Annotated in this window: 14 protein-coding genes; 4 read left to right on the forward strand and 10 right to left on the reverse strand. The window is 54.5% G+C overall.

Translation table 11 applies throughout. From position 1 onward, the window contains the following. Nucleotides 1-82 precede the first annotated feature (82 nt). A complete protein-coding gene (gene ilvB / locus R0135_RS04845; protein ID WP_407349123.1) occupies nucleotides 83-1,942 on the reverse strand; it encodes a biosynthetic-type acetolactate synthase large subunit in 1,860 nt (619 codons plus the stop codon). Nucleotides 1,943-1,955: 13 nt separating this feature from the next. Next, complete coding sequence (locus tag R0135_RS04850; RefSeq protein WP_407349124.1) at nucleotides 1,956-3,239, reverse strand: serine hydrolase domain-containing protein; 1,284 nt, start codon at nucleotides 3,237-3,239, stop codon at nucleotides 1,956-1,958. Nucleotides 3,240-3,345: 106 nt separating this feature from the next. Between R0135_RS04850 and R0135_RS04855 the strand changes: the two genes are divergently transcribed. Together R0135_RS04855 and R0135_RS04860 are read left to right on the forward strand one after the other, a co-directional pair. Then, nucleotides 3,346-4,779, forward strand: a complete 1,434-nt coding sequence (locus R0135_RS04855) for a serine hydrolase domain-containing protein (protein ID WP_407349125.1) — start codon at nucleotides 3,346-3,348, stop codon at nucleotides 4,777-4,779. A gap of 137 nt (nucleotides 4,780-4,916) precedes the next feature. After that, nucleotides 4,917-5,714, forward strand: coding sequence for a sulfite exporter TauE/SafE family protein (locus tag R0135_RS04860; protein ID WP_407349126.1), 798 nt, complete (start codon nucleotides 4,917-4,919; stop codon nucleotides 5,712-5,714). Between the two features lie 15 nt (nucleotides 5,715-5,729). Here the strand turns inward: R0135_RS04860 and folD are convergent, their stop codons facing one another. Both folD and purU read right to left on the reverse strand, forming a co-directional pair. Next, nucleotides 5,730-6,623 (reverse strand): bifunctional methylenetetrahydrofolate dehydrogenase/methenyltetrahydrofolate cyclohydrolase FolD, encoded by an 894-nt coding sequence (gene folD / locus R0135_RS04865; RefSeq protein ID WP_407349127.1) that lies wholly within the window; start codon nucleotides 6,621-6,623, stop codon nucleotides 5,730-5,732. A gap of 15 nt (nucleotides 6,624-6,638) precedes the next feature. Next, nucleotides 6,639-7,499, reverse strand: coding sequence for a formyltetrahydrofolate deformylase (gene purU, locus R0135_RS04870; protein ID WP_407349128.1), 861 nt, complete (start codon nucleotides 7,497-7,499; stop codon nucleotides 6,639-6,641). Nucleotides 7,500-7,737: 238 nt separating this feature from the next. Here purU and R0135_RS04875 point away from each other — a divergent pair, with 238 nt between their 5' ends. Then, complete coding sequence (locus tag R0135_RS04875) at nucleotides 7,738-8,337, forward strand: YaeQ family protein (RefSeq protein ID WP_407349129.1); 600 nt, start codon at nucleotides 7,738-7,740, stop codon at nucleotides 8,335-8,337. 67 nt (nucleotides 8,338-8,404) lie between these two features. Here R0135_RS04875 and R0135_RS04880 read toward each other — a convergent pair whose 3' ends face one another. The 4 genes from R0135_RS04880 to R0135_RS04895 form a co-directional block, all read right to left on the reverse strand. Further along, nucleotides 8,405-9,889 carry an acyl-CoA synthetase gene (locus R0135_RS04880; protein WP_407349130.1) on the reverse strand — a complete coding sequence of 495 codons (1,485 nt, stop codon included), beginning with the start codon at nucleotides 9,887-9,889 and terminating at the stop codon, nucleotides 8,405-8,407. Nucleotides 9,890-9,946: 57 nt separating this feature from the next. After that, entirely contained in the window at nucleotides 9,947-10,705 is a 759-nt protein-coding gene (gene madM, locus R0135_RS04885) for a malonate transporter subunit MadM (RefSeq protein ID WP_407349131.1), read from the reverse strand. Then, nucleotides 10,705-11,097, reverse strand: a complete 393-nt coding sequence (madL, locus tag R0135_RS04890; protein WP_407349132.1) for a malonate transporter subunit MadL — start codon at nucleotides 11,095-11,097, stop codon at nucleotides 10,705-10,707. Before madL ends, madM begins: the two co-directional genes overlap by 1 nt. 118 nt (nucleotides 11,098-11,215) lie before the next feature. Continuing rightward, nucleotides 11,216-12,229, reverse strand: coding sequence for a haloalkane dehalogenase (locus R0135_RS04895; protein ID WP_407349133.1), 1,014 nt, complete (start codon nucleotides 12,227-12,229; stop codon nucleotides 11,216-11,218). A gap of 172 nt (nucleotides 12,230-12,401) precedes the next feature. On the opposite strand from R0135_RS04895, the gene R0135_RS04900 reads away from it, so the two are divergent. Continuing rightward, a complete protein-coding gene (locus R0135_RS04900; RefSeq protein ID WP_407349134.1) occupies nucleotides 12,402-13,472 on the forward strand; it encodes an MBL fold metallo-hydrolase in 1,071 nt (356 codons plus the stop codon). A gap of 14 nt (nucleotides 13,473-13,486) precedes the next feature. Here the strand turns inward: R0135_RS04900 and R0135_RS04905 are convergent, their stop codons facing one another. Together R0135_RS04905 and R0135_RS04910 are read right to left on the reverse strand one after the other, a co-directional pair. After that, complete coding sequence (locus R0135_RS04905; protein ID WP_407349135.1) at nucleotides 13,487-15,316, reverse strand: arylsulfatase; 1,830 nt, start codon at nucleotides 15,314-15,316, stop codon at nucleotides 13,487-13,489. A 12-nt stretch (nucleotides 15,317-15,328) separates the two neighbouring features. Beyond that, nucleotides 15,329-15,706 carry a hypothetical protein gene (locus tag R0135_RS04910; RefSeq protein ID WP_407349136.1) on the reverse strand — a complete coding sequence of 126 codons (378 nt, stop codon included), beginning with the start codon at nucleotides 15,704-15,706 and terminating at the stop codon, nucleotides 15,329-15,331. Between the last annotated feature and the right edge of the window lie 78 nt (nucleotides 15,707-15,784).

Consider the following 15,784-nt stretch of genomic DNA (forward strand, 5'->3'; position numbering starts at 1 on the left):
CAGAGTTCTGAAAAAGTTCCCCAGTGGTAAAAAGACCACTTTTTGACCTTGAAGCTCAGCGAGGGGTGATTTGATGAAAGTTCTAGATATTGCTGCCCTGAGCGCTGGAGTCACTTTCTGCCAGATCGTCAGCGCTCATGATGATGTCCCGATAGCTTCCACCAGCAGGAATCATGGGATAGACATTCTCCTCCGCCTCCACGATCACATCCAATAGGTAAGGTTCCTGCGGGTCGGCCAGCATGCGAGCAATAGCCGCGGGTAAATCCTCGGCGTTACGCACGCGTTCTGCCGTCACCCGGTAACCCTTGGCGATGCTCAAAAAATCGGGGTAAATATCCTTATCGTCGGCGGCCTTGACGGCCATGGGGTCCGACAAATCTGAGCCTGCTCGGTGCGCGTCATAAATCATGTCCTGCCACTGGCGCACCATACCGAGCCATTGATTGTTGATCACCACGGTCTTTACACCGATGCCATAGCGATGGCAGGTCGACAACTCATGAATGGTCATATTGAGAGAACCGTCACCATCGATATCAATGACCTGGCGATCGGGAGCAGCCACTTTGGCGCCAATGGCGGCGGGTAATCCGTAACCCATGGTGCCAAAACCCGAGGAACTCAAAAATGAGCGCGATTGTGTGGACCGATAAAACTGCATGGCCCACATCTGATGCTGCCCTACTCCCAGCGACACTATCGCCTCACCTGAGGTGGCATCGCACAGCGCACGAATAACATGTTGTGGCTTCAATCCCTGAGAATTTGACTCGGGATAGGGGTACCGCACCTTCCAGTCATTAACAGTGGCTACCCAAGCTCGGCTTGTCACTGTCTCGCAGGCATCCAGCATTTGTGCAAGCGCAGGTTTAAGATCAGCCCTTATCGGCAAGGTAACGGTCTTGTTTTTGTTGAGCTCACTGCGATCTATATCCACATGTACGATGCGGGCGTGTTTGGCAAACTCAGCGACGTTCCCGGTCACGCGATCGTCAAAGCGCACGCCCAACGCGAGCACCAGATCGGCCTCGTAAATCGCCCGGTTCGCATACTTCGCACCATGCATACCCAAGACATCCAGCGAAAGCGGATGATCTGGCGGAAAACAGCCCACCCCCATGATCGTCCAGGTCACAGGGATCTGCGCCTTTTGCGCAAAGGCCAGCAAGGTCGCTTCGCCCTGTGCAACACTAATTCCGCCGCCGGCATAAATCACCGGACGCTCGCTTTCGCGAATTAGACGAATGCACTCCTCTAACTGAGCCGGCTCCATACCCGACATGGTCGGTTCAGGGGCGTCGATTACCGCAGGAATGCGCGGGATTACATAGTTACCATCAGGATCTTTGGGGTACTGCTGCTGAATGTCTTTCGGGATGTCGATCAAAACCGGGCCCGGACGATTGCCACCTGCCAGAGCGAATGCCTCTCGAACCACCTCTGGAATATCACCCACACGTTTGACCAGATAATTACGTTTGGTGATCGCCTCGGTCACCGAGACAATATCCACCTCCTGAAAAGCATTTCTGCCCAGTAGGTGCGAAGGAACGTTTCCGGTAATCGCAACCAAGGGTGTGGAGTCGCTGTTGGCATCAGCAATCCCGGTCACCAGATTGGTGGCGCCGGGGCCAGAGGTGGCGAGACAGACGCCCGGGCGCCCGGTAACCCGCGCATAGCCCTGGGCAGCATGCACGGCGCCCTGCTCGTGCTCGGTGCGCACACAGCGAATGCCAAATTGCGGCAGCACATCAAAGATCTCAAGATTGGCTCCGCCCGGGTATCCAAACAGGGTATCGACCCCCTCAGCAACCAGGCACTTGGCGAGAATCTGGGCGCCTTTCAGCGCTGACTGCTGATCGTCATCGGTCGACGAGGCAAGCGCACCCCCCGTCACCGTATCGCGGGTCCCGTAGGTAAGGCTGTCTCCCCTAGTCAAAGTATCTCCCGATTTATTCTGCGAGCGTGGATGTGGTGTGAGCGGCCATTCTAGTGCTTTGCGCGCCCTGAAGCTCTCTCACAATGGCGTTAAAAAAATCATACTCATCAATCACATCCGTTCCCACCGGCTTTGGCTGGGCTCCCCACATGGCAATCACCGTGCGACTGTCTGGATGCACGTAGACAAATTGCCCAAAAATGCCGATGGCTGAATACGCCCCGTCATCAAGCGGCCACCACATATAGCCGTAGTCAACGGTTTCCCCCGCGATCTGTTTTACGCTAGTGGCCGCGCTCACCCAGCCTGTGGGCAACGTCTCCACGCCGTTGATTCGCCCCTCATTCAGCATGTACAGACCAAAGCGGGCATAGTCGCGAAGCGTTGCCGATAATCCGCTGCCGCCAATCTCCAGACCGTCCACTGAATCAAGCCACCAACTCGCGTCGGACTCCATACCAAAGGGCCGCCAAATCGTTTGCGACAAGTAATCAGCGACAGGCATATCGGTGGCGGCAGCGACCAGGGCACCGACCACCTGCGTTTCTCCCGTACTGTAATTCCACCGCGATCCGGGTTCTGCGGCACGCGAAAGACTCGCCATCAGATCGAGAATCCCACCGGGCTTCTGGCCGATCTGTGCCTCCAACATTGCCCGTCTATCCGAGGTGGGGTCGGTGTATGTCTCGTTCCAGGCGACACCCGAGGCCATCTGTAGCAAATGGTGCACGGTCACACCGTCATAAGCACTGCCGACAAACTGTGGTAAATAGCGCGTCAATGGATCATCAACAGACTCAATGTAGCCATCATGAATTGCCGCGCCCACAAGCGTCGCGACCATGGACTTAACAACGGACATAGACATCCACCTGGTCTTGGGCCCGTTGCCAAAGAAATAGCGCTCGAACACGACCTCGTCAGCATTTATCACCAAAATTCCGGCAACGCGATTTAAAGATAAGTAGTCGTAGAGATCCCAGCTTCTTCCCCGGGACTCAAACTGAAAATTCTGCAGCGAGGTTTCGGCTTCCGGCAGTGGATAAGGCTTATCACCCGCAGCAACGATGCGAGTCGGAAACAATCGATGAATATTTCGAAAGGTCCTCACCTGCTCATCCGGGAACAGCGCCCCGTCATAGATCTGCCGTACGTTTCCGATAGGCTCGTGATCGTGTACATAACGCAGCGGCTCTATGAATTCAGAAACGCCCGCCTCACTCTGGGTTGGATCGATCTGAGCATTTGCACCCATCGCTATGCAGCCACACAGAAGCGTTCCTACTATTATGCGCATGAGCAATTTTCCGCCGTATTGAGTCTTGTTGTGAGTCTAGCGCGGATTGCCACGCCAGGCGTCCCCTTGTGTATAGTCACGATTTTACCGACCAGGAAAACGCGTAATGCCAAAGCTTTTGCCAGCACTTTTACTCGTCGTTATGAGCACAGCAACAGTCGCCGATGAAAAAAGCTATGACTACTTTTCGGCGAACCGTCAGCTGATTCGCAATGGCGTCCAGTCCCTGCTGACCTGCAACGGTCTTTACACATCGCGCCGGAACCTTAAGCAGGTGTTCCAACAGGAACTCGCCTATCTGGGAGAGAATGTTCTGGGGGATGCCAGCGGCGGGCCTTACACCGTGTTTCCGAGAGAGCAGGCCGTGAGCGTGGGCGGCGATGCCCATGGGCCTGCGGTCATCTCAGCCTTCCGCCAGGGTATCGGCTGCGTGGTGATGGCGCCCCACTTGTCTTTGTCCGATGTCGACAAGCTTCCCAAGCTTGAACTGCCTTACCCAAAGACCGACCCGGGGACGCTCCCCTGGCCTCAAGGCGATGCCAACGCTGACATGCCCATTCCAGCCACGCTCAATGCCGACGCCCTTCAGCAAGCTTCCAACTGGACTTTTGATCGAGCCACGGATGAGCAAGACACCCTCAGTCTGCTTGTCATATACCAAGGCAAAATCATTCACGAACGCTATGCAGACGGTATTGATCAAAGCACTCGCACCCGCACCTGGTCCACGGCAAAAAGCATCGGCGCCACGCTTATAGGTATGCAGGTTGATGACGGAAAAATGTCCTTAGACGCGCCGCTGGCCATCGACTGGCTTCCGGCGGTGTCTGGGGGGAAAGATCCCAGAAAAGCCATCACCCTGCGCCACCTGCTCAACATGTCCAGCGGCCTTTACCCCGTAGACAGCTTCAACATGGAGTACGCCACGGGGTCCGGACTTGCCTATTGGGCAGGCGCGAGCTCGGTCGACGGAGCCAGAAATCGCGGACTGATACGCGAGCCGGGCAGCTACTGGGAATATGAGAATTACGACACGCTACTTGCGATCAAAGCTTTCAAGGACACACTTCCCAACGAAAAAGCTTACCGCGAATTTCCTCGGAAACGCCTGCTGGATCGTATCGGCATGCGCAACACATTGTTATCCACGGACCGATTTGGGGACTTCATACTTAGCAGCCAGGTGTACACCAACGCTCGCGATCTGGGCCGCTTTGGTCTGCTCTATTTGAACAACGGTATATGGAACGGTGAACGCTTGATTTCCAAAGAATGGATCAGCTTCTCCCGAGCACCGGCGCCGGCCAGCGCGCGGCGCGGCAACGACTACGGCGCGCAATGGTGGCTGGTACCCGATGATCGTAAAGATGAGGTCCCCGCGGGTGCGTATAGCACCGCAGGCAACCGTGGTCAGTACGTCATTGTCGATCCAGAGCACGATCTTGTGATCGTCCGCCGCGGCCTGGACTACGGTAAGCAGGGCTTCAATCGCTGGGATTTGCTGCGCGAAGTGCTCAAAGCCTTCCCAGAGTCCCCCTGAGCGCACCGGCTATTGCCAGATACAGATCGATCCATGCACTCGACTCTATGAGGATGGCTGGCGCCCGCGCCCCGATCCTTGTGCTTTTATCACTTGCTTGGGCTGCCGCTAGTCAGGCGGAGACCACCGTCACTACCATGGGTGAGCTATGGCCCCTGGCAAAACAAGCCGGTTTTGTCTTTGTCGGCATCATAGGCGCTATCTTCGCCAACGCCACGGGCGCAGGCGGCGGCGTGGTATTTATTCCTGTGTTTCATGAGCTGGGATTTACGAGCCCGCAATCTGTTGCTACCAGCTTTGGGATTCAATGTTTTGGCATGACCACCGGTGCAATTGCCTGGAGTCGCCACTATCAAAAAACGCATCGCCAGCAAGGTCACTGGGCCGCGTTCTTACCGAGCCTATTTTTGAGCGTGCCGTTCTCGGTTCTAGGACTGTGGACCGTCAATCTCTTGCAGATATCGCCACCGGCAGAAACCGTAACTAGCTTTGCCGTGTTTTCGCTGCTGCTGGGCGTGGCCATAATTCTGGTCAGTCGCAAACAAGATACTGTCTTTCAAGAGCGCTTGCGTCGCAGCGATCTTCTTGCACTGGGACCTATAGCTTTTATGGGGGGCATCGTCACCGCCTGGCTCTCTGTGGGCGTGGGCGAGTTTGTGGCCTTTTATCTGATTCTTCGGCGTTACGATGTAAAACTTGCGGTAGCGGTCGCGGTGGTGCTCTCCGCCATTACGGTCTGGAGCGCAGCCCCCGAGCAACTCATCATGGGCGAGTCTGCGGATTGGTCGGTGATTATGTTCGCAGGACCCGGCGCCATCATCGGCGCAGTGATTGCAAGACAACTCGCCCTGGCCATGAACACCATCAAGCTTAAACGCTTCTTTGGCATCTGGCTTGTGTTGATCGGCATAACTGAACTACTGGGAAGCGCATAGCTGCGCGCCACAAAATCAAGCCAGTTCGCACACCACCCGGTGTTGTCGACAGGCAGCGACCACGGTATTACGTAGCAAACACGCGATAGTCATGGGCCCTACTCCGCCGGGAACCGGCGTGATCGCCCGCGCTCTTTCGACGGCTTCGGCAAAAGCCACATCACCCACCAGACGGGCCTTTTCCTGACCTTCAACTTCTACGCGATTGATTCCCACATCAATCACCACAGCGCCCTCTTTGACCCAGTCTCCGCGCACCATCTCTGGCCGCCCCACCGCTGCCACCAAAATATCCGCAGTCTGGCAAAGCGCCGGAAGATCCCGGGTTTTGGAATGTGCCACGGTGACCGTGCAACTCTCGGCGATGAGTAATTGCGCCATGGGCTTACCAACAATATTGCTACGACCGACTACCACCGCATTCTGTCCCGCCATGCCCTCGGGAAACTGCTCGCGTAACATCATGATGCAGCCCAGTGGTGTACAGGGGACCACGGCGGTGGGATCGCCATTAGATAAACCACCGGTGTTCATAGGATGAAATCCGTCAACATCTTTAGCGGGGTCAATAGTTTCTATGACAAGCTGGGCATCGATATGCGCGGGAAGTGGCAGCTGCACAAGAATGCCATTGACGGTCTCATCAACATTTAAGCTTCGTACCAAATCAAGCAACTCACGCTCGCTAGTGCTGGCGGGCAGCTTATGCTCAAAGCTACGCATGCCTGCCTCAGCCGTTTGCTTACCCTTGTTACGCACATACACCTGACTCGCAGGATCTTCTCCTAGCAATACCACCGCTAGACCAGGCACCCAGCTGTGCTCAGCGTCGATACGGGACACTTCGATGGCCAGCCGCTCGCGCAGAGCCTGGGCCGCTGCTTTACCGTCGATGATTGATGCGCTCATGAAAACTCCAAAAGTTTAAAGAATAACGGTTCGCTGACCATTGAGTACGACGCGTTGCTCGCAGTGCAGACGCACCGCCTGAGACAGCGCCGTTGCTTCGGTGTCGTGACCTAAATGCACCATCTGCTCTACCGATATCTCATGATCGATGGCGCGCACTTCCTGCGCGATAATCGGCCCCTCATCCAAGTCAGCGGTCACATAATGCGCCGTAGCGCCGATCACCTTTACGCCCCGATCGTAGGCTTGATGATAAGGCTTAGCGCCCTTAAAACCGGGCAGAAAAGAATGATGAATATTGATGGCACGGCCCGCAAGTCGTGTACAAAGATCATCAGAGAGTATCTGCATATACCGCGCAAGCACCAAAAGATCCGCTTCGCAGTCGTCAAGCACCGCAAGAAGCTTCTGCTCCTGAGCGGACTTGGTTTCCTTGGTAATGGGCAGGTAGTAAAACGGGACGTTATGCCACTCGCTCAGCGCACGACAGTCCTCATGGTTACTGATCACCGCAACAATATCCACAGGTAAGGCCCCTGCACGCAGTTTGGTCAGCAGTGCCGTCAGACAGTGGTCGTAGCGTGAGACCGCGACCACAACTTTTGGCAAGGATGTGAGGCATCGCAAGCTATATTCCATGCGTAAATCTTCAACCACCGGCTGCAAACGCGCTTCGAATTGCTCAAAACTGCAGCTCATAGCGCTCACATCGAACACGCAGCGAAGAAAAAACGTATTGGTGACAGGGTCCGTATAGTTAGAAATCTCGGTGATGTTAATACCGCACTCGTAGAATAAATTTGAGTAGCGTGCGACTACGCCGATGGAGTCGGGACATGAGAAAGTCAAAATGTAGGACTGTGCCGTATCGTTCACGTTAGTACTGCTCAATTTGAGATGCGGTAATTTGCGCCGTTGGCACTGGTAAACGCCAATCAAACACCAGCACAGCGCAGTGTGCGGACCAAATTAGAAAGAAGTGGGTATGGTGCCGACAAAATAAACAAAACCTGTCTCCAATCAAGCTGAAGACCAATCCGCATATCGTGAACTAACTGGGCCCCTGGTGCCACAAAAATCTTAATGTCAGTAGCAAAAAAGTTACTGGCCCGACATGAGCAACGTACACTGGGTGACCACCGCGAAACCGAGCACAAACTGCATGGCACTCAAATCCACGGTCTTTAAGGTCAAGCTAAACGTTGCTGATCTTGATCGCAATATATACGGAGATTTCGCTTTAGCCGTCGCAAGGCATCCCTCGGAAACCGACGCGCGCATGATGTTGCGGGTAGCGGTGTTTGCCCTACACGCACATGAGCAGCTGCAGTTTGGACGGGGTATCAGCACCGATGATGAGCCGGACCTATGGATAAAAGATCTGACAGACGCCATTGAGCTTTGGATTGAACTGGGAACGCCGGATCCAAGCCGTCTGCGAAAAGCCAGCGGTCGCGCGCAAAACGTCCTGCTGTACGCCTACGGCGAACGTGCGTTTAAGGTCTGGTGGGACAAAAATGCAGACGCTCTGGCGCGCTTTGACAATTTGTCGGTCTACAGTGTGACTGACAGCGAACTTACAGAGTTGGCTGCATTGGCGGCACCGGGGCTGGCCCTGCAATGCACAATTTCTGATGGCGAGTTGTGGCTAACGAGCGGCAACGAGTCGGTGCAGGTCAAACCCGCGGTGCTGCGACGCGCAGAAGAACCCTAGCGCCAGCATTCGTCGACTCCGGGTTTCTTGATTCAGGTCTGAGCATCCACTACTTACAGCAACAGGATCAGGCTGGCGCCCGAAGTGCCGACTTGGTGACCTTACCCATAGCGTTTCTCGGAAGACTATCGACGATCTTGATCGCTTTGGGGATCTTGTAAGACGACATTTTTCCAGCGCACCAATGCTTTAGATCGTCGTACGCCAAAGATGCGCCCTCCTTGAGAGCGACCACCGCGAGCACAGACTCTCCCCAGGTATCGTCCGGCACGCCTAGCACCGCCGCCTCTGCGATCGCCTCATGCGTGAGCAATACCGCTTCAATCTCCAGCGCAGACAGTTTGTAGCCTCCGGACTTGATGATGTCGATAGAAGAACGCCCCATGATGCGGTAGTAACCATTGTCGAGTACGGCCACATCACCGGTGGCAAACCACCCGTCAACAAAACTCTCTTGTGTCGCCCTTGGGTTATTCCAGTACTCAAGAAAAACACTATCCCCTTTGACACGGATCTCCCCGGGGGACCCCTCGTCGGTAATCGCTACCTTGTGCTCATCAAATAGCTTCACCTCGACGCCGGGTAATGGCTGCCCCACATGCCCCGCGCGGCGCTCGCCGTTGTAGGGGTTAGACAGCGCCATGCCAATTTCGGTCATCCCATAACGCTCTAAAAGCACCTGCCCTGTTAGCTCCTTCCAGCGATAAAACAGACTCTCGGGACAGGCCGCAGAGCCCGAGACATTTAAACGCATTGCCCCAAATCCCGAACAAATTCCTGCAAGCGCAGCAGCATCCAGCGTCTCAAAGTACTGAATGAGTTTTACGTAAATCGTTGGCACGGCCATAAACACAGTGAAGGTGCCAGCGGCCACCTGCCGGGTGATGCGTGGCATATCAAAGGACTGATACAAATGAACGCTGGCGCCCGCTGCCAAAGCACAACTGAGAATATTGATAATGCCATGCACGTGATGCAGTGGCAAAAACAAGGGGATCACATCGTCGGAGCTCCACGCCCAGGCTTTTACCAAAGTGCTGATCTGTGCCTGAATGGTTTTGTGCGTACTCACGACACCCTTAGGTTTACTGGTAGTGCCACTGGTAAACAAAATCATGGCACGCCGCCCAGGCGCAATCGCTGGCAACTGCACAATGTCGCCATTTAACACATCAGTAACGTCGAGCAATTCAATCTTCAGCTGCGCACAAAGATCAACAAGCGACTCTCTGTGCTCGGGACCGGCTATGAGGCGCGTCACTGAGGCACTGCCAAGGTAGTGCTCTAACTCGGTGACCGCAGAGGCAACATTCAAGGGAACTGCGATGCCGCCCGCGCGCCAAACGCCATGCATGGTCGCTACATAGTCCATGCTCGCTGGCAAGAAAAAGGCTATTCGCTCTTCCGCTAAATCGCTGCTGCCGGCAAGCAATCCGGTAGCGATGCAATTGGCACGATGATTCAGCTGTGCATAGCTAAAGGCCTGGTCACTCTCGACCAAAGCTATCTTATTGTTGTCATCACGCAATTCAGAAAAATACGACAGGGACATAAGTTAACGGTCTCAATTTTTTCTAATGATGTCAGGACTGGTAACAGCCGCGTTGTTCTAAAAAATAGCACTAACGACAAAAAACAGTAACGATGGCCCGAGTAGGCAACCAATTCCGGTATAGAACGTTGCGGTCATCGCACCGTAGGGAACCAGCTTTGCATCAGTCGCTGCCAGACCTGCGGCAACACCACTGGTGGTGCCCATCAAACCGCCGAACACCATGGCGGACTGTGGATTGTCCAAGCCAATGGATTTGGCCACAAAGGGCGTCCCTACCATTACCAAAATAGATTTCACCAACCCTGTGGCAACGCTCAGTGTTATTACCGCGTCTGATGCCCCAATGGCCTCTCCCGTGACTGGGCCTACAATATAAGTCACGGCACCCGCCCCAATGGTAGTGATGGACACGGCGTCGCTGTACCCAAAAGCCACGGCTACAACAGCCCCCACAAAAAATGATACAAGCACCCCGGCAAAAATCGAGATAACCCCCGCCAAACCGGCTTTTCTTAGCTCACTTAGGTGCACACCAAAGGCGGTAGCAACAATGGCAAAGTCACGCATCATGCCGCCACCGAGCAGACCGATACCCCCTAGCAACCCAATATCTGCCACTCCGGACTGACCGCCACTGCTAACTCCTCCCCAGTAGGCGAGCAGCAAGCCGATGGCTATGGCAATTGCAGACCCGTGAATACGGCCCGCCGTAAGCCTGTTGGAGAAAAAATACGACACCCACATCACTAAACCAATGAAGGCAAAAGCGGCAATCAAGTTATTGCGAAGAAAAACCGATTCGATGACGTCCATCAGGAATCCGCTCCGCTGTCTTCGTTATCGGCAGCGTCTGGTTTCCTGATTCGACTGAGCATAGGTACCAGTGCAAACGAGACAACTACCGCCGCCACCCCGGCGACCAAGGCCAGCACCCCGCCATCGACAGCCGCCGCTACGTTCTGCTTGGCAGCCATGGCCACCACAATAGGGATGTACATGGCACTCCAGAACTGAATACCGGATCCCGCCGCGCCGCAAGTCAGGGATTTAAAGCGCTCTGAGTTGCTAAGCAACACCAGCAAAAGCATGGCAATGCCGACCCCGCCGACATTGGCACTAACACCGAGCAGCTCACCCAGAACCTGTCCGGTGAGCATGCCGATCAAGAGACAGCCAGAAAGAAGAGCAACGCCGTAGATGATCATAGTTTTTTTCTTGGAGACAAAGGCCCGGAATCAGCCTGACCTGATCATTATGCACCTGACGATACCACTGACAATCAAATACGCTGGCTTGCGTCAGCGCAATAGTCATTAAGATCGATCAGAGTGGGTTATCGCGAATCAACTTCATCGTCACTTCGGCCAACTGATCTGCAGCCTGCTCCTGAAGAAAATGGCCTGCACCGACAATCGTCACGTGAGGCTGCCCCTGCGCACCGGGTACGGATTGCTGAAAACGCACTTCGGCACCCTCCGTAATTGGATCAGAGTCAGAAAACGCGGTGAGCAAGGGCTTCGCCCATTGCTCAAAAACCGACCACGCCGCCCGGTTAGCCTGTGTTGCCGGATTGTCAGGTCTTATGGGCACTAGGGTTGGAAACTGCCGCGCGCCAGCAAGGTAGGACTCATCAGGAAACGGCGCTGCATAGGCGGCTTTTTCTTCGTCAGACAAAGAAAGCATCAAGACCATCACCTCCTCTGGGCGAAACCCCTCGGACTCAGCGCAGAACTTTTGCCAATGCATGAACTTCATGGCCGACTCATCGCCACCCATCCCCATTGCCATTTCAAGTGCATTGGCGTGTACGGGTACGGTTTGGTAATACGCTTCCATAGCCTTGCAAATGTCTGCTACGTCTCCGTCGGCAACGCCCTTGGAATCAGGCAGGCCTGTGTTTGCCACAACAATTCGCGAAAAGCGCTCACTGTTTTCCGCCGCAGCACGCAAACCAATTAGGCCACCCCAGTCCTGACAGAAAAGAGTAATACCGCTCAGATCCAGTGCATCGAGAAACGATTTAATCCAGGCCACATGATTGGCATAGCTATAGTCATCGCGCTGCGTGGGCTTATCTGACTTTCCAAAACCAATCAGGTCAGGTGCTATCACGCGATAACCACCTTCGACAAACAACGGAATCATTTTGCGGTACAAATAGGACCAACTGGGCTGGCCGTGCATGAGCAATACAACCTGCCCATCCGACGGGCCCTCATCAAGGTAATGCATGCGTAGCTCATCACCGTCTCCGGCTGGGATCAGTTGATACTGCGGCGCAAACGGATAGTCAGGAAGATTCTCGAATCGCTCTTCCGGGGTGCGTAAAAAATCCATCAGTTAGTCCCTCTTAGGTCTAGAATTGCTTTAGTATCGTGCGTTAGAATTTATTGGCACAGATAGTGTCACTAATTAACTCTGACTGTCAAAGGCCTGGCAAATGCACCGATGGTGTGCGACGTTTACAGCGATTCTCAATAGCAAGAATTGAACTAACAATGGAGACACCGTGAAAAAACTACTCGTCATTCTATCCGTCGCTGCACTAGTGGGTGTCGGTGTATATCTCCAACGTGCGGTGATCGCCGAGCGCATCATGGCAAAGGGGCTTGAAACTCGACTGGGAACCGATATCGTCGACAGTTTTGACGACGGCTTGCATTTGGCTCTCTGCGGCGCCGGCGGCCCCATGCCCGCGCCCAATGCCTCTGGCCCCTGTGTCGCCGTCGTCGCCGGCAAACGCCTCTTTATTGTCGATGCCGGGACCGACGGTCTGCGTAATTTAGGTCGCATGGGATACGCAGCGGGCTCCATAGAGGCGGTGTTCCTCACGCACTTCCACTCGGACCACATTGACGGCCTGGGCGAACTAGCCACCATACGCTGGGTCAGCGCTGCTAACACCGCGGCCCTTCCGGTGTTCGGCCCTTTGGGCGTCACCCAGGTCGTGGACGGCTTTAACATGGCCTATGCACTGGACGAGAATTATCGACACGCACACCACGGCGACACCGTGGCGCCTCGAAGCGGAGCCGGAATGACGGCGAGGCCCTTTGCTGCGCCGGCCATGGGAACGCTCACAACATTGATTGATGAGGGCGACCTTAAAATTGAAGCATTGACGGTAGACCACGCACCCATCAAACCAGCGGTTGGCTATCGCTTTACCTACAAGGACCGCTCACTGCTCATAAGCGGCGACACGACAAAACAAGACAACATTCAGCAGTTTTCCCAGGGAGTCGATCTGCTGGTACATGAGGCACTGGCGCCCAATCTGCTCAACATGATGCACGATGCAGCCGAAAAATCGGGAAATGCGGTATTAGCCAAAATTACTCACGATGTTTTGGACTATCACACCAGCCCCATAGAAGCGGCCGAGACGGCACGCGACGCAAAGGTGGGCCACCTGCTGTACTACCACATCGTGCCGCCGATCATGTTTCCGGGTCAGGAAACGCTGTTTTTAAACGGCGCAGATGCGGTTTTTCCCAATTATACCGTTGGCCGCGACGGAACGACCTTCTCGCTACCGACCGGCTCAAAGGACATCATTCATAGCCGTAAGAGTCTGTAAGGGATCACTGCGATTCAGCGTCGATAGCGCAGTCGATAGGCAATAAAAAAAGGCAGCAGCACCAACACAGATAACAAGGCCAGGAGAATCTGCCGACCAAATCTGTCTTGCAAACCGTTGATGGCAACCTGCCGGCGATCGTTATAGTTTGGCAATACCGGCAGCACCCCGTTATCTGCTACATAGCTTTGATACTCACTCAGCATATCCTGCAACAGACCGGGCATCTTGCCGGCGAGGTCCTGAGCTTCGCCGGGATCCGTAACGATGTTGAACAAATGCCATTGATTGTCACCCAGCGGTCCGCGGTTGATAACGATCTTGTAGTCACCCCGAAACAGCGCTGCATTACCGGCCAGTTCGTAGCCTATGGCCTCGCTATCGGGATGCACACGCGCGACATCGCCGCGCAGCAGTGGCAAAAGAGTCCGTCCAATCATCGGTTCAACAACACGACCACCATAGCGACCTCCCGGTTCTGCCACTCCCGTCAGATCTAGAACAGTCGGCGCAATGTCTGTGACGTAGGTGAGCGCATTGGAGAAGCCCTCTTGTTTCTCTATCCCGGCACCAGCGACGACAAGCGGTACGCGCATGCCCCCCTCGCCAGAGTAAAACTTGTAGAAGGCCAAGGGGGATACCGAGGCACTGCTAAAGCTCGGCGGCAAACTGTTGAAACTACCTTTTAAACCCAGGGTGTCGTATTCGTTGGTGTACCCTTGGCGAGCCAGCGCAAAGCGCGTTAAAGCATTGTCAGGATCAACCGAGCCACTGGCTTCGCTGCCGTTGTCCGAGGTAAAGATGAACACGGTATTGTCATATTGCCCAGTGGTTTTGAGGTACGCCAGCAAGCGACCGATATGATGATCCATCGCCTCTACCATAGCGGCGTATACCGCCATGCGTTTTGCCTGATAACGTTTTTCGGCCTGTGAAAGAGCGTCCCAGTCCTCAGTAGTAGACATAGTCACCCTAGTCGACCCCTGAGGAATCACGCCGAGGTCCATGGCCCGCGTATGTCGCCCCTGGCGTAAAACCTCCCAACCCTGATCATAGACACCCATATAGCGATCGATAAACTCTTGCGGTGCCTGCACCGGCATGTGCACAGCCTGAAAGGGAACATAGGCAAAGAAAGGCTGTCCATCGCCCGTATTGCCGTCAATAAATTCAATGGTCTTATCAATAAGAAAACGCGAAGAATAGAAGTCGTCGGGCAAGTCGAATCTCTCCCCATCCGCAAACCAATTGGCCTTATCGTAGATAGGCAGATAGGGTTTCTGCTCCCAGTTATCAGCCCCAGAATCCGCCATAGAAACCGTGCGCTCGAAACCTCGGCTATAGGGCAAGAGATCCGGCGTCATACCCAAATGCCACTTCCCTGCCATGTAGGTGTGATAACCAGAATCTTGTAACAGCGAAGCGATCGTTACGACATTACGGCCAAGAACTCCCTGATAGTGAGAGTGCTGCCGTTGCTGAGGGGGAATCATTTCCGGGATATTCGGCACGCCTGCCCGATGGCTATCTACCCCGGTCAGCAACATGGCACGAGAAGGCGCGCAACTAGCGGCTGTGTGGTAATTGCTGAAGCTAACCCCAGCGGCGGCCAATGCAGACAAGCTGGGAGTGTTGATCTCGCTTCCGTAAGAGGCCAGATCGCTAAACCCTAAATCATCCGCCAAGATCAAAATAACATTGGGCCGCTGGAACGAGTCTTTTGCCGAGACAAGTAACTCTGTCTTGCGTGTCGATCCAACATCCTGCCCAAAGCTTGACTGACAAAGGAGCGTTAAGACAGCGGCCCCAAAGGCAAGCTTCCCAAGGGCGCGTGATTTGCGCAATGGCACTATCGATTACCCCCGTTCAGCCAGCTTGCGCGAAGCAAACAACAACAGACAGGCAACTACAAACTCCACAGCAATCATCTCTATTGCCAGGGTCGCATCGTGAACCAACCACGCCAGAATACGCCCGAGCAGCGTAAACCCCAATAGCATGATTGCCGGGTAATACCAGACGCGCTTCCCGGTTATAAGCGCGATGAGAATGACCATACCCAGCGTCAAAAAGAAGCCGGACAGATCGCCGATCTGGGAACTACGACCCAGGCCGTCAAGCAGAGGCATAGCAAACTGTGTCGCAGCTGCAGATGGATCGACCAACCAGCGAAGCCCCGTAACAACAAACAAAACTCCGGGCAACGCCACCAGCAGACGCAAAATCTTATTCATAGACACCTCCAGGGCACTGTTTGTTATTGGCACAAAGTGCCGTGTTAGGAACCGATAAAGGAGTAAACCTTTATCGGG

Origin of the sequence: Congregibacter variabilis (assembly GCF_045689235.1) — a bacterium.
GTDB lineage: Bacteria > Pseudomonadota > Gammaproteobacteria > Pseudomonadales > Halieaceae > Congregibacter > Congregibacter variabilis.

Excerpts from the sequence above, each read along its gene's own strand:
- R0135_RS04910 (WP_407349136.1), bottom strand. The coding sequence starts at position 15,706 with ATGAATAAGATTTTGCGTCTGCTGGTGGCGTTGCCCGGAGTTTTGTTT.
- R0135_RS04850 (WP_407349124.1), bottom strand. The coding sequence starts at position 3,239 with ATGCGCATAATAGTAGGAACGCTTCTGTGTGGCTGCATAGCGATGGGT.
- madL (WP_407349132.1), bottom strand. The coding sequence starts at position 11,097 with ATGATCATCTACGGCGTTGCTCTTCTTTCTGGCTGTCTCTTGATCGGC.
- R0135_RS04855 (WP_407349125.1), top strand. The coding sequence starts at position 3,346 with ATGCCAAAGCTTTTGCCAGCACTTTTACTCGTCGTTATGAGCACAGCA.
- R0135_RS04880 (WP_407349130.1), bottom strand. The coding sequence starts at position 9,889 with ATGTCCCTGTCGTATTTTTCTGAATTGCGTGATGACAACAATAAGATA.
- R0135_RS04875 (WP_407349129.1), top strand. The coding sequence starts at position 7,738 with ATGAGCAACGTACACTGGGTGACCACCGCGAAACCGAGCACAAACTGC.
- R0135_RS04860 (WP_407349126.1), top strand. The coding sequence starts at position 4,917 with ATGGGTGAGCTATGGCCCCTGGCAAAACAAGCCGGTTTTGTCTTTGTC.
- folD (WP_407349127.1), bottom strand. The coding sequence starts at position 6,623 with ATGAGCGCATCAATCATCGACGGTAAAGCAGCGGCCCAGGCTCTGCGC.
- madM (WP_407349131.1), bottom strand. The coding sequence starts at position 10,705 with ATGGACGTCATCGAATCGGTTTTTCTTCGCAATAACTTGATTGCCGCT.
- R0135_RS04895 (WP_407349133.1), bottom strand. The coding sequence starts at position 12,229 with ATGGATTTTTTACGCACCCCGGAAGAGCGATTCGAGAATCTTCCTGAC.